This window comes from Rhodococcus sp. SMB37 (genome assembly GCF_004345605.1).
GTDB lineage: Bacteria > Actinomycetota > Actinomycetes > Mycobacteriales > Mycobacteriaceae > Rhodococcus.
In genome coordinates, this window is record NZ_SLVY01000008.1 from 78,877 (window position 1) to 103,659 (window position 24,783).

Sequence of the window (24,783 nt, forward strand, 5' to 3'; positions counted from 1 at the left end):
TCATCTACATTTCGCGGGGCGCCCGCCGCCGCCATCCCTCCTCGACCGATGCGCGGCACCGGTCGGGCTCGTCTCCCGCCTGGACGAACAGCGCGGTGAGCATGGTTACACAATGGTCGAGGGTGCTGTGCGGTAGCGGTCCGTTGGCGACGAGCGACACCAGCCCGTGGTCGATTGCCCAGCTCTGGATCGCCAACTCGAGCGGGTCGACGTCGGCGTGGAATCGCCCTGCGTCCACGGCCCGACGCACAGACTGCACCAGATATTCCAGGGTCGAGTCCGCAGCCTCGAGGTCTTCGAGGTCGACGCTCGCGTCGAACATGACCCGGTACAGGTCGGGATGGTCCAGGGCGTTGTCGATGTAGGACGCCGATAACGCCGCCAGGTCCTGCACCGGATCGTTCGACGTCTCCGTCGTGTCGAATCCGGCTGCCAGGCGTGTGAACCCCTCCTGCCGCAGGGCTTTCCACAATCCGTCCATACCCCCGAAATAGGTGTAGACGGCCATCGTCGACACGCCCGTGCCGGTCACCAGCGAGCGCAAGGTGATGGGCTCGCGGGCCCGCAGCATCTGTGCTGCCCGCTCGACCAGCAGGGTGCGCACCGCCGGATCCTTCATTCTCACCATGGCGTTACTTTACATAGCATTGCACTGTTATAGTTTGAGGGTCCGCTCGGACGCCGACCACTCCAGGAGAACCTCATGGCCGTCACTCTCGTAAATCCCGCAGGACTACCGCAGACCGAGCTGTACCAGCAGGTTTCTGTCGCCACCGGATCGAAACTGGTGTTCATCGCCGGTCAGGTCGCGCGCGATGCCGCCGGCAACCGGATCGGCGAGGGCGACCTCGCCACCCAGACCGAACAGTGCTACCTCAACATCGCCACCGCGCTGGCCGAGGTCGGTGCCACCTGGGACGACATCGCGAAACTGACCGCCTACATCGTCGACTGGACTCCCGACAAGATGGCCCAGCTCGTCGAAGGCGGCGGCCGCGCAGCCGCCACATTGGGCATCGAGGGCCCACTGGCGCCCCTCACCGGCATCGGTGTCTCCGCGCTCGCCGAACCCGACCTCCTGGTGGAGATCGAAGCCACCGCCGTCCTCGACTGACACGCGGAAGTCCCACCGGCACAGCCGCATTGACTGCCGGTGGGACTTCTCGGTCACAACCTCAGAGCGGAAGCAGATGGTGCTTGCGCGGGTTCTTGAACACCTTCTTGTCGCGGAGAAGCGTCAGCGCCTTCCGGATCTCGAGACGCGTGGTCTTCGGCTCGATCACCGCATCGATGTAGCCGCGCTCGGCCGCGATGTACGGCGTCGCGACATGCTCGTTGTAGAAGTTGATGAGCTGCTGACGCACCACCGGAGCGTTCTCGCCCGCCTCCGCGATCTGCTTGCGGCCGATCACCGCGACCGCGGACTCCGCGCCCATCACCGCGATACGCGCGGTGGGCCACGCAAAGTTCATATCGGCGCCGAGCTGCTTCGAGCCCATCACCGCGTACCCGCCGCCGTACGACTTGCGGACCACGACGGTCACCTTCGGCACCGAGGCCTCCACGTAGGCGAACAGAAACCGTCCGCCACGCTTGATGACACCGATCTTCTCCTGTTCGACGCCCGGGAGGAAACCCGGCGTGTCGACGACGAACACCAGCGGGATGTCGTAGGCGTCGCACACTCTCACGAAGTGCGCAGCCTTGTCGGCAGCCGCCGCATCGAGAGCACCCGACAGGTACAGCGGCTGGTTGGCGACCACACCGACAGGACGTCCGTCGACGCGCGAGTACCCGGTGATGATGTTCGGGGCGGTCTGCGAGCGGACTTCGAAGAAATCGCCGTCGTCGAAGATCTTGAGCAGGATGTCGTGCATGTCGTAGCCGGAGTTGTCGGCGTCGGGCATGAACGAATCGAGTTCGATGTCGTCGGGCGTGATCTCGGGCTCGAGACCCGGGTTGATCACGGGAGCCTTCTCCTGCGCATTCGACGGCATGTAGCTCAGGTACTGGCGCACCCAGTCGAACGCCGCCTTCTCGTCGGGCGCGACATGGTGCACATTGCCGTATTCGGCCTGCTTACGGGCGCTTCCGAGCTCTTCGAGGCTGACGTCCTCACCCGTGACCGCCTTGATGACGTCGGGGCCGGTGACGAACATGTACGCCTCTTCGGTCGCCACGACGACGTCGGTGTTGATCGGTGCGTACACGGCACCGCCGGCGCACTTGCCGACGATGACCGAGATCTGTGGGACCAGCCCGGACAGCGGTTCGGTGCGCTTGCCGATCTCGCCGTACCAGGCGAGCGAGGTCACTGCGTCCTGGACGCGGGCCCCACCGGAGTCGTTGATACCCACGACCGGGCAACCGATCTTCAATGCGTATTCCAGAACGGCAGACACCTTGCGGCCGAACATCTCACCGACGCTGCCACCCAGAACGGTCTGGTCGTGCGAGAACACCGCGACGGGCCGGCCGTCGACCAGGCCGTGCCCGACGACGACCGCGTCGCCGTAGAACGCGTTCGGGTTCCCTGGAGTCCTCATCAGTGCACCGATCTCGACGAAGGTGCCCTTGTCGAGGAGCATGTCGATGCGCTCCCGAGCGCTGGGAATGCCCTTCTGAGCGCGCTTGGCGATCGCGGCTTCCCCTGCGGGTTCGTTCGCGATCTCCAGTTTTGCGCGCAGCTCGGCCAGCTTTTCTGCCGTGGTGGTCACTACTCGTTCAGCTCCTCGAGGCCTCGATGTCGGCCAACTTGCGGGTCAGATCGGCCCCCACCTTCGCGATGTACGGCTCGTCGACAATCTGCAGGTGATCTCCCCCCACCGGGACGACCTCCAGATTCTCGACCACATCGCCCCACCCGCCGTCGGGCTGCCGGGTAGCGAACGCCGGCTCGAGGTCGATTGCGTCATCGTGATACTTCTCGGCCAAGTACAGCACTACAGCGCCGTCGTAGCGTTCGAGCTTCGCGGTCTGGATCGCCCGGTTGTCGAGCCACGAGGTGCGCTGATGCTCGATGATGCCGCCGGGAATCTCAGCGCCGCTCATCTCGAGCAGGCCCAGGAGAATCTTGATCTGCTCCTCGTCGCTGCCGGCGTCGGCAAGCAGGTCGTACGGGAGCGGCGCCTCGATACCGTAGGTTTTCTTCGCGAAGGCCGAGTACCGCTGCCAGCGCTTCCGGATCTCCTCGGGAGTGTCCTCGATCTTTTCACCGGCCATGACCGTGTCGAGAAGACCGACGATCCGCACATCCTTGCCTTCGGCGCGAAGCAATCGAGCCACCGCGTAGGCCAGCACGCCACCGAGCGACCAGCCGCACAGCACGTACGGGCCGTCGCCCTGGATCTCCTCGATCAACGGCAGGTAAATCTTCGCGCGCTCGTCGATCGGACCCTCGGTGCGTTCGAAGCCGTACATCGGGGTATCCGCCGGCAGGCGCCGCAACAGCGGCTCGTACGCGACCGTCGAGCCACCCGCGGGATGGAACACGAACACCGGCACCGCCGACGATCCCTCGGGACGCGGCCGCAGTACACGCACGAGCCCGTCGATCTTGTCTGAGGATTCGAGGTACTGCCGGACGGTCTCCGAGAGCTGCTCGATCGTCGATGCCTTGCGTACGTCGTCGACGGTGATCTCCCCGCCGGCACGCTCGGTGAGCCTGGCGGCGAGACGCTCGGCCGCGGCGGCGTCGAGGGTGGGCAGCGTGTTGAAGATGCCCTTGGCGGATTTCCCGGTGACCACGGCCCACGATGCGAAGGTCAGGCGTTCCGCGGCGTCGCGGGGAGGAACGTCGGGCCCGGACGATTCTGCTGCGGGTTCCGCGGAAGCAGCGGCGGGCTCCTCCGACTCGGTCGCGTCAGCCGAAGCACCGGCCTGGGCCAAGATCTGTTCGGCTTCACCGACGACAGTCGTATCCTCGACCGGCTCCAGCGACGATTCGGTTTCCGCGCGTTCGGCTGCCTTCTCGGCGGCCTGTTGCGCGGCGAGCTGCGCAACCTCTTCGCGATTCTCCACCGCGTAGTGCAGGTACTTCGCGACGTCGCGGAGGGACGCGTCCTTGACCGCCGCCAGCTGCAGCTGCGGGATGTCGAATTCGTACTCGACGCGGTTCTTGATGCGCACTGCCATCAGCGAGTCGAGGCCCAGCTCCATGAGCGGGATCTCGGCGGGCAGATCCTCGGGTGCGTACCCCATGGATTCAGCGACGATCAACGTCAGGCGATCCTCGAGAGTCTGCGATCCTTCGGGATCCCACTTGTCGCCGAAGGTTTCGACGACCTCGGGCAGTTCCTCGACCTCGTCGGACGGACGAGCAGGGGTGGCGGTCATCGGGGCAGGCAGAGCCTCGCCGGACGTGACGACACCCTCGTGCACCAGGGTGAAACCGCTCTCGGTGCGGGCATGCACCTGCACCGAGGCACCGCCGGGGTGCGGAGTGAGGGTCGTGGTCACCGTGGCTGCAGCGGGCAGCTCGGCATGCCGGATGGATGCGGTGAGGGTGACATCGGCGAGCACCTGCGACGCAGCGGTGATGACGAGCTCCGCGGGATCGGTGACCGCTCCCGCCTGCACCTCCCACACGTGCCGGCCGTCGGGCAGCGCGACGTGCGCGCCGGGCACCCGGCCGTGGCCACCGCTGACACCGATGCGGGCGTCGACCCAGTACGGCTTGCGCAGGAACGCGGTGCGCGGAATGTCGGCGTACTCGCCCTCGGGCAGCAGACTGCGCAGATCCACTGGATGTCCGTGGACGTAGAGCTGCGCGAGCGCGGTGAGCACACCGAGCGATTCGTCTTCCTTGCGTTTGAGCGTCTGGATGAACACGCCGTCCTGCACACCGGCGTCGAACGCGGTGGCGGCGACCGACATCAAGGTCGCGGGATTCGCGTTGAGCTCGACGAACGTCGTGTACCCGTCGGTGAGTGCCTTCCGGATCGCCTGGGTGAAGTACACGCTGTGGCGCATGCCCTTCGTCCAGTACTCGACCGGGTGGATGCCCCCGTGACCTGCGCGGTACAGCGTGTCCTGGTCGACGGACGAGTACACGTCCACCTTCAGTCGCTGCGGCTCCATACCCGCGAGTTCGGCGGCGAGCTCGCCCAGGATCGGATCGACCTGCGACGTGTGGCTCGCGCCCTTCGTCTGGAGGACCCGGGCGAACTTCTCCTCCGCCTCGGCGCGCGCGACGATGGCGTTGACCTGCTCCTGCGGCCCACCGATCACGGTGTGGGTGGGCGCCGCGTAGACGCACACCTCGAGCTGCGGGAAGTCGGGCAGAACCGAGGTGATCTCGTCGGAGCTGTACTCGACGAGTGCCATCAGGCGGATGTCGTCGCCCTCGAGCTGGCCTTCCGCCTCGCCCATCAGGCGCGACCGGGCACAGATCACGCGCACGGCTTCCTCGAGCGACAGACCACCCGAGATGTACGCACCGGCGGCCTCACCCATCGAGTGGCCGACGATCGCTGCGGGCTCGGCGCCGTGGTGCCGCAGCACCGCGGCGAGTCCGACCTGGATGGTGAAGATTCCGACCTGCGCGGTCTCGACGTCGTAGTCCTGCGCGTCGTCGAGGAACTTCTCCTTCATGGAGTAGCCGGACTCGTCGAGGATGAACTCGTCGACCTCGTCGACCGCGGCGGCGAACACCGGGTTCTCGAGATACAGCTGCTTGGCCATCTTGCGGTGCTGCGCACCGAATCCGGACAGCACCCACACCGGACCGTTCGAGGCCGGGCTGTCGGCGGTGAAGACGTTCTGCGCGGGCTTGCCGGCCGCAACGGCACGCAACCCGGCGATCGCCTCGGCGCGGTCGGCGGCGATGACGACGGCGCGGGACCGCCCGTGGTTGCGGCGCGACAGCGAACGGGCCACGTCGGCCAGCTCGGTAGTGCTCCCCGTCTCGGTCTCGAACCAGTCGGCGAGATCCGCCGCAGCACGACGACGACGCGACGGCATGGGTGCGGACACCGCAAGCACGACGGGCAACTCGCGTGCGGGTTCGGACGGAACAGCATGTTCCGCGGCCTCGGCGCTGTCCGGCAGCACCTCGACCTCGGCTTCGGAGTCGTTCTGACCTTCCGGGCCGGTGTACTCGTGCACCACGACGTGCGCGTTGGTGCCGCCGAAACCGAATCCGGAGATACCCGCGACCGCGCGACCCGAGTAACGCGGCCACTGAGCGCCCTCCGGGATCACCCGGAGATTGGCCTTGTCGAACGCGATGTACGGGTTGGGCGCGGTGTAGTTGAGCGTGGCAGGAAGCGCATTCTCCTGCATCGCGAGAACGACCTTGATCAGGCCCGCAGCACCCGCAGCGGCCTCGAGGTGCCCGAAGTTCGTCTTCGCGGAACCGAGCAGGGCCGGCTTGTCGGCGTCGCGGCCTCGGCCGATGACGCGTCCCAGTGCATCGGCCTCGATCGGGTCGCCGAGCACTGTGCCGGTGCCGTGCGCCTCGATGTAGTCGACACCGGACGGCAGGATCTGCGCGTCGCGGTAGGCGCGACGCAGCACGTCCGCCTGCGCGTCCGGGTTGGGCGCGACCAGGCCGTTGGAGCGTCCGTCCTGGTTGACGGCCGATCCTGCGATCACAGCGAGGATGTTGTCGCCGTCGCGTTCGGCGTCCTCGAGTCGCTTGAGGACGACGAGGCCACCGCCCTCCGCGCGGACGATGCCGTTGGCGTCGGCCGAGAACGCCTTGATCTTGCCGTCAGCGGTGAGCATTCCGGTTTCGTCGAAACCGAGCGTTCCCGCGGGGGCGAGGAGCATGTTGACGCCGCCGGCGATCGCGACGTTCGCCTCACCACCGCGCAGTGCACGCACCGCCTGGTGGACTGCGACGAGGGATGACGAGCAGGCGGTGTCGATGCTGATCGACGGACCGTGGAAGTCGAAGAAGTACGAGACGCGATTGGAGACGATCGACGTGGACGTGCCGGTGATCGCGTACGGGTCGGCGGCCGTCGGATCGGACGCCGCGATGAGCATGTAGTCGTTCGCGGACGAGCCGATGAACACACCGACCGAGCCGCCCTTGAGGTCGCTCGCCGGGATGTGCGCGTGCTCGAGCGCCTCCCACGTCAGTTCCAGCGCGAGACGCTGCTGCGGGTCGACCATCTTGACCTCGCGCGGCGACATCGCGAAGAACTCGGCGTCGAACCCCTTGACGTCGTCGAGATAGCCGCCGCGCGTATTCGCATTCGCAATGGCCTCGGCAACGAGGGGATCGCCGTCGAACTCCGACCAGCGGCCCTCAGGAAGATCGGTGATGCCATCGCGCCCGTCGGAGAGCAGTTCCCACATCTGGGCCGGTGTGTCGACGTGCCCGGGAAGGCGCGTCGACATACCGACGATCGCGATGTCCTTCGAACCGAGGGCACCACCGGTGACGTAGAACGCGTCGTCGGCGCCCTCCGGCATCTCGGGCTCACCCTCGATGATGCGAGTCGCCAGCGAGGCAATCGTCGGGTGCTGGTACGCGACGGTCGCGGTCAGCGTGACACCGAGGAGATCCTCGATGTCGCCGCTGAGTGCAACAGCGTCTCGCGAGGCCAGCCCGAACTCCTCCATCGGACGGTCGTCCGAGATCTGGGAGACCGGCTGGCCGGTTGCGTCGGCAATCCAGTTCCGCAGCCATTCGCGCAGCTGCGCAACGGTCATTTCAGTGTCAGCCATCAACCCACCACGCTACCCGGACAGAGGACAATTTCTTACACGCTGTCGGGGAACGCCTGCTGCTGGTACCCACCACGCAGCGTTCCCTCGATGTAGGCGGCCTTGCATGCCCGCCGCGCAATCTTCCCACTCGACGTGCGAGGAATTGATCCGGCCGGTACGAGAAGCACATCGCGCGCGGTCACACCGTGTCGCGCGGAGATCGCGGCGCGCACGGCGTCGGCGATCGGCTGCGGGTCGGCCTTGCCGGCACCGGGGGCGCGTTCGGCGACGATGACGAGCTGCTCGGACGAGTCGTCGGCGTCGAACTGCAGACCCGACGCCGAGTTGTCGAACACGACCTTCGGCAGCTGGTTCGCCGGCACCGCGAACGCGGCGACGAAGCCCGGACGCAGCGCCGAGCTCGCTTCCTGGGCGGAGAACTCGAGATCCTGCGGGTAGTGGTTGCGTCCGTCGACGATCACGAGGTCCTTGACGCGACCCGTGATGTACAACTCGCCGTCCACGTAGACGCCGTAGTCACCGGTGCGAAGCCAATGGGCGTCCTCGGGGGTGCCCTCGGCCTGGCTTCCTTCGGCGACCCGCTTCGTGATCTTGTTGTGGAAGGTCTCGGTGGTCTCGTCCTTACGACCCCAGTAGCCGATTCCGATGTTGTCGCCGTGCAGCCAGATCTCACCGACGTGGCCTTCCGGGGCCTCCGCGCCGGTCTCGGCGTCGACGATCGCGGCCCACTGGCTACGAGCTACGTGACCACACGACACCTGCGGGATAGCGCCCGGCGCATCGCGGTCGACGAGCACGACCCGACCGGCGTTGAGCTCGTTCCGGTCCACGTAGAGGACCTTGGCTTCCTCGGAGTTCCTGGTCGAGGACACGAACAGCGTGGCCTCGGCCATACCGTACGACGGCTTGATCGCGGTCTTCGGCAGTCCGTAGGGCGCGAACGCATCGTTGAACTTGCGCATGGACGACGTCGTCACAGGCTCGCTGCCGTTGATCAGGCCGATCACGTTGCTCAGATCGAGCGGCTCACCGGCCTTGGGCACGCCGCGCGCGGCCGCATGCTCGAACGCGAAGTTCGGCGCTGCCGCGAAGGTCCCCGCTCCGTCGGAGACGGCTGCGAGTTCACGAATCCAGCGACCCGGTCGCTGCACGAATGCGCGTGGGCTCATGATCGTGATGTATTTGCCGCCGATCGCCGGAAGGATGACGGTGAGCAGACCCATGTCGTGGAACAGCGGCAGCCAGGTGACGCCCCGCGAATTCTCGTTGAGCTCCATCGAGTCGGCCATCTGGATCACGTTGGTGAGCACGGACCGGTGGGTGATCTCCACACCGGCAGGCACGCGCGTCGAACCGGACGTGTACTGGAGGTATGCGATGTCGCCACTGGTGGCCTCCGGGCGCTTCCAGGAGTCGGCGACGGTGTCGGGGATCGCGTCGACGGCGATCACGCGGGGGCGCTGTGCAGCGGGGAGCGGCCTGAAGAACTGGCGGACACCTGCGGCGGACGAGGTGGCGGTGAGGATCGCGCTGGGTGTGCAGTCGCCGAGGACGGCGTGGAGGCGGTCGGTGTGGCCGGGCTCGTCCGGATCGAAGAGCGGCACTGCGATGACACCCGCGTAGATCGCCGCGAAGAACGACACCACGTAGTCGAGGCCCTGGGGCGCAAGGATCGCGACGCGGTCGCCGGGATTGGTGACCTGCTGGAGCCGAGCGGCGATCGCACGGAGCCGCACGCCGAATTGAGCCCAGGTGAGCTCGTCCACGTCTCCGTCACGGTTACGCGAGTAATCGATGTACCGGTAGGCCAGCTCGTCACCGTTGGAGGCAGTGTGCCGCTCGAGGTGATCGAGCAACGTGCTGCCCTCCGGCAGTTCGATCTGCCCGTTCTCATCGATGAACTCTTCGAACCCGACGCTCAATTCCTTCTCCCTGTCGAAGCGATCCCACAACCACTCGACATGGTTGCGCCTCAATTTACGTTGTCCGCGCTACCGGATCATCGTGCCTGCACAGCACTGAACAATCTCCGGCGATCAACCCGCCAGTACTGTCCATCGATCCGAGATCACGAATATGTTACAGATCGGCTCAGCTCGCTCCCCCGCGAGCAGCGGATCCCTGTGGCGCGAACCTTTCCGTCCGAGATGGGAAGCATCAAAGATACGACACCCCGGCGGCCATCCGCGAAACGCGGTCTCGTTCGGCGATCTGTTCGGACACAGCAGTTGCGAGAGATGCCGATTCGCCGCTTCGCCGCCGACACGTCGGCAGTGCACACCGCCCGAGCATTCCGTCGGTAAGTGTGGGTCGGCCGTCGGCGGATCACCTCCTCGGCACGACAATTCGTGACGAGGATCATTCCGATCGGCACCCCGTTCCCCAAGGTCTCCGCCGATGACGGCACGCATCCATCCCCTTCGATCGCTACGGTTACTTCCCGCCGTCTCCCCCCGGCCCCACGAAGGTCACTCGCGGGCGGGCCCGTAGGCAGCCATCGGTCGATTGTACCGGTACACGACCCCGGACACTACCCGCCGGTAACCGTGATTCGTCACTCTTCCGGAGGGTGCGGTGCGGACTCGATCTTCTCGGCAGCCCATGCCGTGATCCACTGCGGCGCAGTGGTGCCCGATTCGTCCACTATGAACGTGTTGTACAGGGCGTGGATCGGATTGTTGACGTATTCGAGAACCCGCGGCGCAGCGGTCATCCAGTTGGTCGGGTTGAGCGCATCCGGCGGTGCATCGCAGATGCTGTCGGACGGTGCACAGATCTGAAAGGTGCGATCGTCGAGCACACCGAACCCACCGGGACGCTCGCCGGTCATCGTGATCCCGGGAAGCCTCAGACCACCGAGCGAGAGTTCGGCGCCGACCCCCACTACCGGAGGACCGATGTCGATGCCGGACACCCCGTCACGACGGCCGTCGGCGATCAACGCGACACCGAGGACCCGGTCCGCGGGGACCGGACCGTTGCCCGCACCGATCTGGGCCGCGACGTCACCGGCAATGACGGCGCCCTGAGAGAACCCGGTGAGGATGTATGTGGTCAGCGGGCACTCCGCGGACCGTCCCGCAAGAAAATCGTTCACCGCGGCAGTACCGGCGCTACGGCTGTTGTTGTACGACTGCTGGCCGTCCGGCGGGAGCGCGACCGGATTGGAGAACTGAGCGACGTACGGGACCGTGTAGACGTCGGCGCGCTGCGGGTCGAACTGCTCCTGCAGCGGTCGGGTCACGTTCAGCATCAGTGACGCCGGATTGGCCGTGGGGTTGTACGGGTCGTCGCCGACCGCGGACTCCCACGTACCGGGCACCGCAACCACCTGGACGTCCGGGCACGACGCAGGCTGCGACTGTGGCTCCTCCGGCCCGGGCGGCGTGATGGGACCGGGAACATCCAAGCGCCCTGCCAGCATGTACCAGAGGGCCAGCACCAGGACCAGAAGCAGCAGCGCCCCGAGTACGACGATCTTGCGCCCGCGACGCCGCTTCGTTCTGGCCATCAAGTGTCTCTCCCTCTACCAGCAGTACCTGTTGCCTGCAGTACGCGTCAGCTGCAGTACGCGTCGTGGGCGACCGAGATGTAGGTGTCGGCGGTTGCGGACGCGTCCTCTTCGGTGATCTCCTCACCGGCGGCGACGGATCCGCTGCCCACGAGGGCGGTCACCATCGTCTTGATCTCGTCGGGATTACCGCCCTGGGCTTCGGCACCGCAGACGTAGTCCGCGATCGCGATCGCGCTTGCCTCGTCGGACGGCTCGACACCCTCCTCACGCAGCGCGGCCAGGAACGCCTCACCGCTCTCGCTCGGTGCAGGCTGCGACTCCGGCGGCGGCGCGGTCGCCGCTTCACCCGGGCTCGTCGGGGCGGCGTCGGTGCCGGTGTTCTCGGTACCGGAGGTGTCCGGGCGGGTGGTGTCGTCGCCCGCGGCCTCCGAGGTGGTCGTCGCGGCAGCGGTCGTGGCCGTGGTCGTGGCCGAGGGAGTGTTCGTGGCAGTCGAGTCGTCGCTACCACACGCGGCCAGCACAGCCGCGGAAGTCAGGGCTGCGGCGATCGCTCCGAGGACGCGGGTCGAGCGCGAGCGGGTCCGTGCAGGCATCTGGGGTGTCCTCACATCCGGGATTCGAGTCGATCTGAACTGGGCTCGGTCCAGGCTACAGAGCGCACGCGGTGCCGGTAGGAGCGCCTGCTCCGACCGGCACCACGTGGGCTACGGGGTCACCTGCCGTACGGAATCACGGGTGAAACACACTCACGGGTGAACCGTGGGGATATCGTCGACGACGGTAACGGACCCGTGCTGGAACCTCTGCTCGATTCCACCTTCGATCGGCGCCTCGTCTCCGATCGGATAGCCGAGCCGGCCGTTCTCGGCGCCCTCGGCCACCCAGGCCTCGAATACGCGGCCACGTACCGGCCACGCCCCCGTCTCATGGGTCCAGTAGATGGTGCCGTGCTCGAACTCGGAGAAACGCCCGTCGCCGGTGATCACGTGCTCGCTCGACTTCGGATAGCCGAGTGCACCGGTCTCGTATCCGAGCTCGCCGTACTTGGCCAGAATCTCCCCCAACACAGCGTTCGCGCCGGTCGCTTCCGTCCAGTACATCGCGCCGATCTCGAATCCCTGAACGCTGCCGCGCTGATCCGGGGTACCGATCTCGTCGAGCACGGGATATCCGAGCGGACCGGTTTCCCAGCCCTGTTCCTTCCATTCCTCGAAGATCGCGCCCTGCACGGTGCGTGCACTGTGCTCGGGAGTCCAGTAGATGGCTCCATGCTGGAAGTGATTGAAACGGCCGCGCCCGTCGGCGGTTCCCCGCTCCTCCGTCGTCGGGTAACCGAGCCGGCCGGCGGGACCACCCGCGCTCTGGTACTTGCCACCGATCGCTCCCGCGACAGGCACCGCGGTGCCGTCGGACGAGAACACCCGGCCGTGGCGGAAGTCCTGCACGGAACCACCTGCGACGGGATACTCCCGAGTCAGGCAGTCGCCGAGCCACGGATTCGCGGCCGCGACGTCACCGAACGCTCCGAGGGGGGCGCACTCGGGCTTCTGGATTTCCACGCCGAGGGTGTTCGCGAGTTGCGGCCACAGCTGATGCAGTTCGAATTCCCAGTACGGCCACGAGTGCGTACCCGACGGCCGGTACACGATCTGCGCAGGGATGCCGAGCTTGTTCAGCTTCGTCGCGAATGCCTGCGAAGTCAGGCGAGACAGGATCTCGAGCCCCATGCCCGCGTAGTTCGTGCTCACGCCGGGAACTGCGGTCGGCTGATCGTACGGACCGGTGCTGCCGCTGCCGCTCGAGACGTACATGCTCACCCCGCGGAGCTTCTCGGCGAGAAGATACGGGTCGTGAGACTCCCATCCCTCGCTACCGGGCTCACCCCACATCGCGTCGACGTCGAATCCGCCGGCGTCCTGCATGGCGTAGCGGATGGCTTCGGGCATGCCGAGCGTCGTGGTGGTGAGAATGCCCGACAGCGACGCTGCGAACTGGAAGAATCCCTGATTGCGGGCCGCGAGGAACATCGCAGCCGTGCCACCCATCGACAGGCCGACCACACCGCGCTTGTCGGTGGTGCGCCAGTCCTTTTCGAGGATGGGCGGGAGTTCCTCGGTCAGGAAGGTCTCCCACTTGTAATTCTGGCCGTTGTTCTGGTCGATCCAGTCTGCGTAGAAGCTCGACTGGCCGCCGACGGGCAGTACCACGTTGACGTTCTTGTCTGCGAAGAACCGCTCGGCGTCGGTCTCGATCGTCCAGCCGTTCTCGTCGTCGCGAGCGCGGAGGCCGTCGAGCATGAACACCGACGGGAACCGGGCCTCCGGTGTGAGGTTCCAATCCCGCGCGAGCAGTAGCTGCACCTGGATGGGCGTGCCCATCGACGGCGAATCGATCCAGAGTGCGACGCGGCGATCAGTGAGCCAGTCGACCTGACGCACGGTCGCGCCGGAGGAGTCCTGGGTCGCTGCCGGCCCGGACTCGGCGACCGACGGCTGCGCCGTCGCCACCGCCACGGTCGTCAATCCCGCCCCGACCGGCGCCACGAGTGCCGCAGCGACGAGCCCCAGCAGGCGTCGTTTGGTCTTCGCACCTGTCTTTTCCTCGTTCGGCCTCCCCCGATGGCCACCATGCACAGTTCGCACGATATCGCTCACTTCCTGCATTGCGGTATTGCAGATCGTCCGCCGAGCGGACTCGGTATCGCGGGAGCCGTCCGTCGATCGGATCGGCCAGGCCCGAATCCTGTTTCTACACGTCGAACGACGTGATGTGAGGGAGCCGCGCTGTGACAGGTGGGGAAATTGTTACCGAACGCACGAAGCCGCCCGGCTGCTCCGTGAGGAGCAACCAGGCGGCAACGTCGAAGCAGTGTGCTTGGCCTGGCAGTCGGATCAGTGCGCGTTGAGTGCGTCCAGGATCTGCGGGCGTGCCTTCCACAGCTCGTCCTCCCAGTACTTCCACGCGTGCGTTCCGCGGGCCGGGAAGTCGAAGGTGGCCGGGATTCCCAGGGTCGCGAGCTTCACCTGGAAGGCGCGGGTCTGGACGAGGGACAGCGCCTCGAGGCCCATGGCGTTGGCCGTGTTGTAGAAACCGACCAGGCCCTGCGGGTTGTCGTGCTCACCGGGCAGGCCGCTGGCCGCCGAGATGTACATGGACAGGCCCTCGAGCTTGGGCGCGAACACGAACGGATCGTTGCGCAGCCATGCCGGGTTCCACGGCGGGCCCCACATCGAGTCGACATTGAAGCGGCCGGCGTCGAGCATCGCGATGCGGATGGCCTCACGCATACCGGGAGCCGACAGGTTCAGGTAACCCGACAGCGACGACGCGAACTGGAACTGGTCGCGGTGGTACGCGGCCAGGGTCAGTGCAGCGGAACCGCCCATCGACAGACCCAGGATGCCGTTGTTGCTACGCGAGACACCACGGGTTTCGAGGTAGGACGGAAGCTGCTCGGTCAGGAACGTCTCCCACTTGTAAGTGATGTCCTGGCCGTTGAAATTACTCGGCGAGTACCAGTCGGTGTAGAAGCTCGCCTGGCCGCCGACCGGCATGATCAGGCTGACGTTGTCCTGCGAGAACTGCTGCAGAGCGTTGGTCTCGAAGGTCCATGCGTTCGCGTCGTCGCGGGCACGCAGTCCGTCGAGCATGTAGAGAGCGGCGTCGCCACCGCGTGCGGCCCACTGGATCTGGACCTTGATCGGACCCATGTCGGAATCGACGAAGACCTCTTCGAAGCCTCCGGCAGGCGCACGGTGCGAAACCGGCGCGGCCTGGGCCGGTGCGGCTACTGCCGCCGTCGTTCCGGCAACACCTGCAGCAACTGGAAGTACGAGCGCTGCGGCGGCGGTGCCGAGCAGGCGCCTGCGAAGGCCCTGCGACAACCTAGGGACAAAACGCATGAACAATGCTCACTTTCTCGATCTGCGGCGTCCGCGTCTGCGTCCCCCGGCGGATTTCGGCGGCGGCGACCGGGTGAAGGTCGCCTTCAAGTCACACTGCGGTCAAGACTGTAAAGGACAGCGTGATCTCTGACAAACCCCGATTCCCAAGGTCTTGAGCTTGCCTTGACTACTCCGTCGGATCACAGGGGCCCGAACGTTACATCTCCGTTATCCGGCGTGATCTTAACGAGACCTCTGCGACGGCCGTGCGCCGGGTCACCCGAACGGTCCCGTAACGCAGAATGTCGCATTCATCCAGGTCAACCGAATGAATGCGACATTCCTCTGAAAAGGGACGTCAGTCTAGCCTCGCGGCGGCGGCATTTCCAGATCGCAGCGCTGTATCTCATACTTCGGCACTCGCTCGATGCGGTACCCGGAATATTCGAACGCGTTGCGAAGATTCCGTTTGAACAGAGGCCACGTGAGCTCCGCGCTCGACGATGCGAGCAGCTCCTGTGTTTCAGGACACGTCAATGCCACCTGGGCCATGGCGACCCAGTCCTCATCGAGATACGCGGGCATCCACGGGTGTACGTCGACCATCCCCGAGTCCGCGACCACCCAGTCCGGATACAGGATCTTGTCGTGCCCGATCCGGCCGTCCTCGAGTCGCTCGGTGTGCGCAGCGAGTGGATAGGCGAGACCCATCTGATCGACCACCCGCACATCCAGACCGACGTTCATGCTGGTCATACCGAGATTCAGGAAGTACACGGTGTGCCCGGCACCACCCGGAGGAATCGGCAGGGGCGGCGGCACGACATCCCACACGTCGTACGAGGGCGTCGACAGCAGCAGCCCGCCGTCCGGGGTGTTGTCGATCGCCTCGACCATCGCGCGCATGCGGGGGTAATCGAGGTAATCGGTGGCGAGGATCGGATGCGAATGGCCGGTGTTGAGGACGTAGAACGCGCGCTCGTCGACGATCCCGGAGCGGCCCACCACCGCACCTTCGGGCATGCCCGTGGTGTTGGAGGCGAAGAACGCCCAGACCACCGTCCCGATCCACAGCAGCGCCATACCTCCCGCCATACGGGTGGTCTTGTTGTTGCCGATCTCGGACCGGTCGGGCACTCGCAAGGGCACGACAGCGACGGGAAGCAGCAAGCAGAACAGCGGTGGCAACAGCACGCGACCGTGCATGAAGTCGCCGCCGACCCGCATCGAATAGAGCATCAACAGCAGGCCGGCGGCGAGCGCGAAGAACACGACCGTCGTCGGGGTGCGCAGCGCCCGTTGCCCACGCCGCGCCCACGCCCGGAGGTCTGTTCCCTCGTCTTGCGACACGGCTCCGCCACCGGCCGGGGCCCGAGTGGCCCACAGCACCACCGCGGCGACGACCGCCAGGAACAGGACCGGCAACCACAGCAGGTATGGGCTCACCAGATTGCCGAGGTACTCGAACCCCTGTGACCACTTGGCTCCGCCCGCGTCCTTCGACACGGCCGTGTTCGGGTACGGCAGCGCGTAGTAACCCATCCGCCAGATCTGATACATCACGGGGATCAGCCCGGCCACCGCGACCATCGCGACCCGCACCCGCCACGTCAGCCCCTGTGCCAAGAACAGCATGGCCAGCGCACCGGCCGCGAGGATGGCGAGTTCGGGGCGCACGAGCGGACCGAGACCCGCAACGAAGGCGGTGACGAGGATCTGTGCGGTCCCGGGCAGGCCCTCGTGCTTCGGGTCGGGTGTCGCCCACCGCACGAGCAGCAGCCACAGCAGCGCGATCCAGCAGATCACCAGGCAGGTTTCGAGCCCGGATGTCGCGAAGTCGCGCGCGGGTGGCACGGCGATGTAGACGAGCACTCCCGCGGGCAGCAGCAGAACCGTTCCCGTGGCGCCCCGCAGGCGCCATCGGTACATCCGTGCGGCGGCGAGCATGGCCAACACGACCGCGCCGGTCGACAACAACAGGGCGATCGTGAGCACCACGTATTCGAGGCGAACTCCGCTCAGCTCTCCTGCCGCGTAGACCATGTAGGTCCACATGGTGGAGGTGTTGGCCTCGACCCGCTCGCCGCTGTTGAACACCGGGCCGTTGCCCGCCATCAGGTTGCGCACTGTGCGCAACACGATCAGGCCGTCGTCGGCGATCCAACGGCGTTCCCACGCCCCCCAGAACATCAGCAGTGCCGCGATCACGACACCGCCGGTGAACACCCCCGTCGCGAGGCGACGCGACCGGGCGGGCGGGTCGGCAATCGACCTGCCCGCCACGTTGTCGTCGACGCCGTCCACGACGTCAGAAGAGGTAGACAGCACCGCCGACCACCACGATCCACACCACCGCAAGGAACTGCAGCACACGGTCGCCCAGAGCAATCTCCTCGGGCTCACCGGCATCGCCACCGTCGACATCCACCGCATACCGCAGGATCGCGACGACAAACGGGATCATCGAGATCGCGTACCAGTTGGAGCCGGCGATGGTGTCCTGCTCGAACGCCCACAGCCCGTAGCAGATCACCACGGCAGTGGCAGCGAGCGTCCACACGAACCGCAGGTACGTCTCGGTGTAGTACTCGAGCGACTTCCGGATCTTCGCACCCGTCCGCGTCGCGAGCCGCAGCTCCGCGTACCGCTTCCCGGCGGCCATGAACAACGAGCCGAACGCCATGATCAGCAGGAACCACTGCGACAGCGGGATCTCGGCGGCCACACCACCTGCGATCGCACGGATCAAGAATCCCGACGAGACGATGCAGATATCGAGCACGGCCTGATGCTTGAGACCGACGCAGTACGCGAGCTGAATGCCGATGTACACGGCCATCACCACAGCGAGCTGCCAGTTCGCAAGGAACGACAGTGCGATCGAGGCGACGAGCAGCACGCCGGCGAGGATGTAAGCGAGCCGCAGCGGCAGGACTCCCGCCGCGATCGGCCGGAACCGCTTGGTCGGATGTTCCCGGTCGGCCTCGACGTCCATCGCGTCGTTGACGAGGTAGATCCCGGACGCCGCCATGCAGAACACCACGAACGCGAGCGCGACCGGCAACAGCACCGCGGATTCCGTGACGGACCCCGCCGCCATCGGTGCCGCGAGCACCAGCACGTTCTTGACCCACTGCCGTGGGCGCACCGCCTTGACGATTGCCGCTGGAAGGCTCTTGGGGGCCTCCGTAACGGCGGTCGGTTCCTCGCTCATCGCTCTCCAAACTTCTTCTCTGCCCGCGCCACCACAGCAGCGGACGCCGCCCCGAGCGCCGCACCGGCCAGGACATCCGTCGGATAGTGCACACCGAGAACGAGACGCGACAGCAGCATCGGGGGCACGAGCATCGCCGGAAAGGGTAGCCCGGTCGTGCGCGCCATCAGCACGGCCGCTGCCGTCGTGGACGTCGCATGCGACGACGGGAAACTCAGCCGACTCGGCGTCGACACGTTGACCTGCACCGACGGATGGGCCGGGCGTTTGCGGCGGACGACGCGTTTGATGACGATCGACGCGGCGTGCGCTCCGACCGCCCCGACCGCGACTCCAGCCCACTGGGTGCGTCGCTTCGGATCCACGAGAACGCCCACGGCGCCGATCGTGATCCAGCCGAGCGCGTGCTCTCCGAAGTGGGACATGCCGCGCGCGACCGAAGTCGCTCCGGGGAGAGTGCCGACGGTGCCCTGCACTGTCTGCAGCACTCGCACCTCGAAGGGTGCACGGTCGCTGTCGACCTTGACGGTCGCGGTGCCGTCACCGGCCGGAACAGTGGTGTTATCCGTCGATGCCGAAGACACGTTCCCACTCCTCTTTGCTGGTCAGGGCGGGAACCGCATCTCGGTAGCGTTGCTTGAGTTCCGGGAAGCGCTGTGCGAGTTCGCGCCGCAACCGCAGCGCTTCGGTAAGCAGCGCGTGGGCCTGCGCGCGGTCGCGCTTACGGTAGACGACGCCCCGGCCGTCCGCGGTGGTGACCGTCACCCCGTCGACCTGCGACAGCAGGAACCAGCGGGCATCGATCGTCGGCACGTTGAGCTGCGGGCGAGTGTGGTGCTCGGGATTCTCGGGGCGGACGCTGTGCAGCACGCCCTTCGCGAGTCGCGAGATCTTCGCAAGTTTCCCTTCGGGTTCTCCGACGGCGCCCACTTCCGCGCCCGAGGGCAACGGCAGGTCGGTCGACGACGGGACCACGCGCGCGTCGGAGAAGTTCTTCCGCAGCGCATGCACCTCGCCGAGCGCCTCGGGCAGAAGGTCGAACAGGTGCTCGGGTCCGGCGAGGAAGTCCTCGATCGCCTTGTTCTGGATCGCGACGGTCGAGTATTCGAGGCACACGAGGTGCTTGATGGTGGCCTTGACCGTGTCGAGGACCATGCCCTTGCCGTCGCCGGGCATGTGCAGGGCGGCGACGACGAGACGGTTCCGCAGGTGGAAGTACGCCTGCCAGTCGATGGCGTCGTCCTTGTCGCTCCACGCCATGTGCCAGATCGCGGCGCCGGGCATCGTCACCGTGGAGTACCCGGCGGCACGGGCACGGAGGCCGTATTCGGCGTCGTCCCATTTGATGAACAGCGGCAGCGGCTGCCCGATCTCCTCCGCGACGACGCGCGGGATCATGCACATCCACCAGCCGTTGAAGTCGACGTCGATACGCCGGTGCAGGAGCTTCGAGTTCTCGCGGTCGCGCAGCGGGTGCGTGGAGAAGTCGTGGTCGTACTCGACGTTCGGGGCAGCCGACCACATGAAGACCGACCGGTCGACGACCTCCCCCATCGTGTGGAGGTGGCTGCGTTCCTGCAGGTTGAGCATCTGTCCACCGACGAGTGTCGGGGACTTGGCGAACCTCGAGAACGCGAGCGCGCGCAGGATCGAGTCGGGTTCGATCTCGATGTCGTCGTCCATGAACAGGATGTACGGGGCGTCGGTGGTCTTCAGCGCCTCGTACATGATGCGGCTGTACCCGCCGGACCCACCGAGGTTGGCCTGGTCGTGGATGACGAGGCGGTCGCCGAACGGCTCGGCTGCCGCTGCGAAGCCGTCCTGGTCGCGGACCTTGCGGGTGCCCTGGTCGGGGATGATCATCGCGTCGATGACGTCCATCACCAGCGGATCCGACGCGAGCGCGCGCAGCGCCGCGACACAGTCGGCCGGGCGGTTGAAGGTGGGGATACCCACTGCAACGGAGGCCGTGCCGGGTGCCTCGACGGGTGCGAACCAGCCGGCAGCATGAACGGTGACGTCGGAGTCGGTGGTGACGTCGAACCAGATCCACCCGCCGTCCTCGAACGGGCCGAGGTCGGTTTCGAGTTCGAGGACGATGCCCGAACCGTCGAATTCACGGCCCTGCACGTGGATGCGGCTCGAATCGGCCTTGCTGCGGTAGATGTCGATGCGGCCGTGACCGGTGAGCTCGAGTCTCAGGACCACCGAGTTCAATGTGCTCCACCGACGCCAGTAGCTCGCGGGGAACGCGTTGAAATAGGTGCACAGCGACACCTCGGACTCGGCACCGATGTTCAGCTCGGTTCGGCTCGACGCGTGTGCCCGTCGCGCGTTGGTGGACGATTCCTCGATGTAGAGGGTCCGCACGTCCAGAGGTTCGCCAGGTCGAGGCAGGATGATCCGCTGGAGCAGCGCCTTACCTAGCGAGTCGCTGTCCGACGCCTCGGGCGCCGGCACGACGGTGGTGGCCGATCGGCTCATGAGGCATCTCCCGCGATCGGCGCACCCGATTCGAAGTGCGGCGCCACAGTGTTGTCGAACATCGTCAACGCGCTCGCGATCGCCATGTGCATGTCGAGGTACTGGTAAGTGCCGAGACGGCCACCGAACAGCACCTTGTTCGCCACGGCTTCCTTCCTGGCGAGCTCACGGTAGGCGGCGACCTTCGCGCGGTCGTCGGACGTGTTGATCGGGTAGTACGGCTCGTCCTCGTCCTCCGCGAAACGCGAGAACTCCCGCATGATGACGGTCTTGTCCGCCGGATACGTGTCGCGTTCGGGGTGGAAGTGCCGGAACTCGTGGATGCGGGTGAAGGGCACGTCTGCGTCGTTGTAGTTCATGACCGGAGTTCCCTGGAAGTCACCGGTGGGCAGGACCTCGGTCTCGAAGTCCAGGGTGCGCCAGCCGAGCTTACCTTCGGCGTAGTCGAAGTAGCGGTCGAGCGGACCGGTGTAGATGACAGGGGCGTCGGGGTTGGCACCACGGATTTCGTCGCGCACCTCGAACCAGTCGGTGTTCAGCCGGATCTCGATCTTCGGATCCTTCGCCATGTTCTCGAGCCACGCGGTGTAGCCGTCGACGGGCAGACCCTCGTAGGTGTCGTTGAAGTAGCGGTTGTCGAACGTGTACCGCACGGGCAGGCGGGTGATGTTGCCTGCGGGCAGCTCCTTGGGATCGGTCTGCCACTGCTTGGCGGTGTAGTCGCGGATGAACGCCTCGTAGAGAGGACGGCCGATCAGGGAGATCGCCTTCTCCTCGAGATTCTGGGCGTCGGCGGTCGAGATCTCGGCGGACTGTTCCTTGATCAGTGCCCGCGCTTCGTCCGGGCTGTAGTAGCGCCCGAAGAACTGGGAGATCAGGCCGAGGCCCATGGGGAACTGGTAGGCCTGACCGTTGTGCTTCGCGAATACGCGATGCTGGTAGCCGGTGAAGTCGGTGAACTGGGTGACGTAATCCCAGACCCGCTTGTTCGACGTGTGGAACAGGTGGGCACCGTACTTGTGGACCTCGATTCCGGTCTCCGGTTCGGGTTCGGAGTACGCGTTGCCACCGAGATGGTGGCGGCGTTCGACCACGAGGACCCGCTTCCCGAGCTGCGTGGCCGCGCGCTCGGCAATCGTCAGTCCGAAGAATCCGGAGCCGACGACGATCAGGTCGTACTCACCGGGAGAGGGCTGGGGCGCTGATGCAGCAGTCACGGAGAACCAGGGTAACGACCTTGTCACCCCAATGCCCTTTCGGTCCGTCGGCGGGTCCCGAAAGGGCCGGGTGATCAGAGGTAATGCTGCAGGGACGCGCGTACGAACTCGGCACCGTCGGTGCCGCCGTAGTTCGCCGCGAACCTGTCGTCCTCGACGTACATATCGGCGAGACCGAGCACGTAGTCACGTAGGCCGGATTCGTCCGCGCCGTGAGCGGGCGTGCCCGGAACGGACGACAACCATTCGACGTGGCGGCGTGCGAGGTCCTGGGCATGCTCTCCGTGCGGGTCGAGGCCCGCCTGCGCCGCGGCCGCCCAGTCGGCGCTCAGCCGGGCGACGTGCGACTGCCAGTCGCGCCGGTCGTGCTCGCTCATACCGCGCCACCACCGGTCGCCGGCGGCGTACGCCTGCTCACCCCAACGCTCTGTCACCTCGTCGCGGTACTGCGTGTGATCGAATCCGTCGAACACTTCCTTCGCCATGAGGTCTTCTCCTTTCGCTGTTTTCTCCAGGGTCGTGCGAACCGCCCTGATACGGCGTTCGAGTTGGGTTCGCTCGTGTTCGAGCAGCTCGAGGTGGGTACGCAGCGCACCCGCGGTGTCATGACGGCCGTCGAGGGCTTCGCGGATCGCGGGTAGCCCCAGCCCGAGGTCGCGCAGCAGCAGGACCCGCTGTAACCGGACCAGGGCGTCGGAGTCGTAGAACCGCATCCCGTTCCGCCCCGTGCGGCTCGGTGCGAGCACCCCGACGTCGTCGTAGTGCCGCAGGGTGCGGCTGGTGACTCCGGCGGCGCGGGAAAGCTCTTGGATCGACCATTCGCGCTGCACGTCCGTGTGACGCTGCATGCCTGCCTCCGTTCTGCTCGACATCCACTGTGCATCTTGACGTTGCGTCAATGTCAACGCTGCGGCGTGCCGAGAAGAACCAACGCCCTACGCACAGCAATGCCGTCCACGGATTCCGTGGACGGCATTGCTCACTGTGTCGGGTGGTCGAGCTCTATTCTGCGCTTCCGCTACTCGGGAACCAGTCACGCAGGAAGCTCGACTCGATGACCTGGGCACCGAGATCGGGGGTCCATACGATCGCACCACCGGTGAAGATCCGGAACTTGCCGCGCTCGTCCGGAAGCATCAGTTCGGGTCCGACGGGCGAGCCGAGGATGCCGTCGACCCCGCCGAGTTCGAGGTACTTCGACTGGATCTCCGAGCTGTCACCGGTCTCGAACCGCAGGGCTCCGACCTCGGTGTCGATCTCCGGTGCCGGTGTAGGCGGCGGCACAGCCGCTTCGGTACCTTCCTGCACGCTGAACCAGTCGGACCGCAGCCCGAGCTTGGCACGTGCCTCGGCACCGGTGGTCTCAATGGTCCGGTCGGAGCCGATCACGCGCACCTGGGTGGCGCGTCCTCCCGCGTCGCCGAGGTTGTTGCGTGCGATGACCTCGATGTTCTGGAGTTCACCGACACCGAATGCCGTACCGATCTCGCCGGCGGTGATCGTCTTCGCCCACTGCCGGTTGGGTGCGACCTTGTCGCCTAGATCCTCGACGGGCGGGAAGGTGCCGCCCGCGCTGTATCCGCCGGTCGATGCGGAGAACTCGCTGCGGACCACCGCTCCGTCCTTCATCAGCGCCTGTCCGCGGGTGGTACGAACGGCATCATCGGTACGGGGGTCCTCCGTGCCCGAGCCTCCGTACACCTGGCAGCTCGTCGTGTCGCATGTCTGCCACTTCTCGTCGCGCTTCTCCGCGAGTGCATACGAGCGGGCCGCGATCGCCTGCGCGCGCAATGCTTCGGCTCCGCCCGTGTCGGCCCAGCCCGGCACGGCCTCGGCCGGGACGACACTGCGCAGATAGTCCTCGACGTTCAGACGGTTGACGGTGCGTGCGGCGTCTCCGTCGAGCACCACACCGATCGCGCCGCGGTAGGTGGTGTCGCCCGAGCACAGCTTCAGGTGCTCGTCCTTCGGGCGATCCTCGCCGAGATCGACAGGGTCGACCCATGGCACGTCTGTGGCGCCCTGCCACAGCACATCACCGCTGCACCCGGCGGTGACCACGACGTTCGCGCCGCCGTCGGCATTCGGGGTGAGATGGGCCGCCTCTCCCGGACCGACCTGTCGACCCGCGACGTTGAGTCCGGCGTCGGAGTAGACGTCGAGGCTGTGGTCGTCGAGGCCCATGAGACGCACGGCGATCATGGAATCCGGGGCGGTGCCCAGGGTGGTGCCACCGTAGTAATGGCCGACAATCTGCTCGGCCGTCCATCCGTCCTGCGCGTAGCCGTAGGCGCCCCACTGGCCCATGCCACGTCCGTGACCGTGGCCTTGACCGCTGAAGGTGAAGGGCGTGTCGGCGGAGACGGCCTGGCGGACGTCGGAGCCGTCCGTTCCGCTGCTCACGAAGACACCGACGACAGCCCCGGCGAGTAATGCGGGCGCGAGGCCCATCGCAGCGGCACGTGTCGCTGTCGGGCGCCATCCGTTGCGCAACGGGCGACCGAGGACGACACGCCGTCTGCGAATTTTTCCTCTGCGACGAATCGACTGTCGTGCCATGCGCTGCGCTCCCTTGTTCTCGCATTTCCGCTGATCACGCGGATGATCGTCCACGTCATCGCCCGCTCTCACGGATCGGACATCCCGAGACCGATGCTCAAGCTCAGGTTGAGGGTTATGGTTTGCTGTGTCTAGTGTGACAAGAGTGGCGAGGTATCGCAACAAATGTCACAACAGCAACAATGGCATCACAAGTTGCCTTCATCGGCGGTCCGTTCCGGCGCGGAACGG

Annotated in this window: 16 protein-coding genes; 1 reads left to right on the forward strand and 15 read right to left on the reverse strand. The window is 66.3% G+C overall.

Annotated elements, in window-relative coordinates:
* Positions 1–4: 4 nt before the first annotated feature.
* Positions 5–628: a TetR/AcrR family transcriptional regulator gene (locus tag EV641_RS14740; protein WP_054715741.1), complete on the reverse strand. Its 624-nt coding sequence runs from the start codon at positions 626–628 to the stop codon at positions 5–7.
* A gap of 75 nt (positions 629–703) precedes the next feature.
* Here EV641_RS14740 and EV641_RS14745 point away from each other — a divergent pair, with 75 nt between their 5' ends.
* Positions 704–1,114, forward strand: a complete 411-nt coding sequence (locus tag EV641_RS14745) for a RidA family protein (protein ID WP_054715738.1) — start codon at positions 704–706, stop codon at positions 1,112–1,114.
* 61 nt (positions 1,115–1,175) lie between these two features.
* On the opposite strand, the gene EV641_RS14750 is transcribed toward EV641_RS14745, so the two are convergent.
* The 14 genes from EV641_RS14750 to EV641_RS14815 form a co-directional block, all read right to left on the reverse strand.
* Positions 1,176–2,717: an acyl-CoA carboxylase subunit beta gene (locus tag EV641_RS14750; protein WP_132472612.1), complete on the reverse strand. Its 1,542-nt coding sequence runs from the start codon at positions 2,715–2,717 to the stop codon at positions 1,176–1,178.
* A gap of 7 nt (positions 2,718–2,724) precedes the next feature.
* Positions 2,725–7,662: a polyketide synthase Pks13 gene (pks13, locus tag EV641_RS14755; protein WP_132472818.1), complete on the reverse strand. Its 4,938-nt coding sequence runs from the start codon at positions 7,660–7,662 to the stop codon at positions 2,725–2,727.
* Positions 7,663–7,712: 50 nt separating this feature from the next.
* Positions 7,713–9,602, reverse strand: coding sequence for a long-chain-fatty-acid--AMP ligase FadD32 (fadD32, locus tag EV641_RS14760; protein WP_132472820.1), 1,890 nt, complete (start codon positions 9,600–9,602; stop codon positions 7,713–7,715).
* A gap of 632 nt (positions 9,603–10,234) precedes the next feature.
* Entirely contained in the window at positions 10,235–11,191 is a 957-nt protein-coding gene (locus tag EV641_RS14765) for a cutinase family protein (RefSeq protein ID WP_132472614.1), read from the reverse strand.
* Between the two features lie 47 nt (positions 11,192–11,238).
* Positions 11,239–11,787 carry a DUF732 domain-containing protein gene (locus EV641_RS14770; RefSeq protein ID WP_132472616.1) on the reverse strand — a complete coding sequence of 183 codons (549 nt, stop codon included), beginning with the start codon at positions 11,785–11,787 and terminating at the stop codon, positions 11,239–11,241.
* 153 nt (positions 11,788–11,940) lie between these two features.
* Positions 11,941–13,827 carry an alpha/beta hydrolase-fold protein gene (locus EV641_RS14775; RefSeq protein WP_241997257.1) on the reverse strand — a complete coding sequence of 629 codons (1,887 nt, stop codon included), beginning with the start codon at positions 13,825–13,827 and terminating at the stop codon, positions 11,941–11,943.
* Between the two features lie 258 nt (positions 13,828–14,085).
* A complete protein-coding gene (locus tag EV641_RS14780; protein ID WP_054720136.1) occupies positions 14,086–15,096 on the reverse strand; it encodes an alpha/beta hydrolase family protein in 1,011 nt (336 codons plus the stop codon).
* Positions 15,097–15,441: 345 nt separating this feature from the next.
* Complete coding sequence (gene zomB, locus EV641_RS14785; RefSeq protein ID WP_277874506.1) at positions 15,442–17,346, reverse strand: flagellar motor control protein ZomB; 1,905 nt, start codon at positions 17,344–17,346, stop codon at positions 15,442–15,444.
* 40 nt (positions 17,347–17,386) lie between these two features.
* Positions 17,387–18,292: a decaprenyl-phosphate phosphoribosyltransferase gene (locus tag EV641_RS14790; RefSeq protein ID WP_132472622.1), complete on the reverse strand. Its 906-nt coding sequence runs from the start codon at positions 18,290–18,292 to the stop codon at positions 17,387–17,389.
* On the reverse strand, positions 18,289–18,786 hold the full coding sequence (locus tag EV641_RS14795; protein WP_054717850.1) for a phosphatase PAP2 family protein: 498 nt from the start codon (positions 18,784–18,786) through the stop codon (positions 18,289–18,291). The genes EV641_RS14790 and EV641_RS14795 overlap by 4 nt, the downstream gene beginning before the upstream one ends.
* Before the next feature lie 67 nt (positions 18,787–18,853).
* A complete protein-coding gene (locus EV641_RS14800) occupies positions 18,854–20,776 on the reverse strand; it encodes a glycosyltransferase (RefSeq protein ID WP_132472624.1) in 1,923 nt (640 codons plus the stop codon).
* Positions 20,773–21,993 (reverse strand): UDP-galactopyranose mutase, encoded by a 1,221-nt coding sequence (glf, locus tag EV641_RS14805; protein WP_054717847.1) that lies wholly within the window; start codon positions 21,991–21,993, stop codon positions 20,773–20,775. The genes EV641_RS14800 and glf overlap by 4 nt, the downstream gene beginning before the upstream one ends.
* 74 nt (positions 21,994–22,067) lie before the next feature.
* Positions 22,068–22,841, reverse strand: coding sequence for a TipAS antibiotic-recognition domain-containing protein (locus tag EV641_RS14810; RefSeq protein ID WP_241997240.1), 774 nt, complete (start codon positions 22,839–22,841; stop codon positions 22,068–22,070).
* A 154-nt stretch (positions 22,842–22,995) separates the two neighbouring features.
* Positions 22,996–24,552: a SpoIID/LytB domain-containing protein gene (locus tag EV641_RS14815; protein WP_132472628.1), complete on the reverse strand. Its 1,557-nt coding sequence runs from the start codon at positions 24,550–24,552 to the stop codon at positions 22,996–22,998.
* Positions 24,553–24,783 lie beyond the last annotated feature (231 nt).

Coding starts and splice junctions, on each gene's coding strand:
- EV641_RS14740 (WP_054715741.1), bottom strand. CDS start 628: ATGGTGAGAATGAAGGATCCGGCGGTGCGCACCCTGCTGGTCGAGCGG.
- EV641_RS14745 (WP_054715738.1), top strand. CDS start 704: ATGGCCGTCACTCTCGTAAATCCCGCAGGACTACCGCAGACCGAGCTG.
- pks13 (WP_132472818.1), bottom strand. CDS start 7,662: ATGACCGTTGCGCAGCTGCGCGAATGGCTGCGGAACTGGATTGCCGAC.
- EV641_RS14765 (WP_132472614.1), bottom strand. CDS start 11,191: ATGGCCAGAACGAAGCGGCGTCGCGGGCGCAAGATCGTCGTACTCGGG.
- EV641_RS14770 (WP_132472616.1), bottom strand. CDS start 11,787: ATGCCTGCACGGACCCGCTCGCGCTCGACCCGCGTCCTCGGAGCGATC.
- EV641_RS14780 (WP_054720136.1), bottom strand. CDS start 15,096: ATGCGTTTTGTCCCTAGGTTGTCGCAGGGCCTTCGCAGGCGCCTGCTC.
- EV641_RS14790 (WP_132472622.1), bottom strand. CDS start 18,292: ATGAGCGAGGAACCGACCGCCGTTACGGAGGCCCCCAAGAGCCTTCCA.
- EV641_RS14800 (WP_132472624.1), bottom strand. CDS start 20,776: ATGAGCCGATCGGCCACCACCGTCGTGCCGGCGCCCGAGGCGTCGGAC.
- EV641_RS14810 (WP_241997240.1), bottom strand. CDS start 22,841: ATGCAGCGTCACACGGACGTGCAGCGCGAATGGTCGATCCAAGAGCTT.
- EV641_RS14815 (WP_132472628.1), bottom strand. CDS start 24,552: ATGGCACGACAGTCGATTCGTCGCAGAGGAAAAATTCGCAGACGGCGT.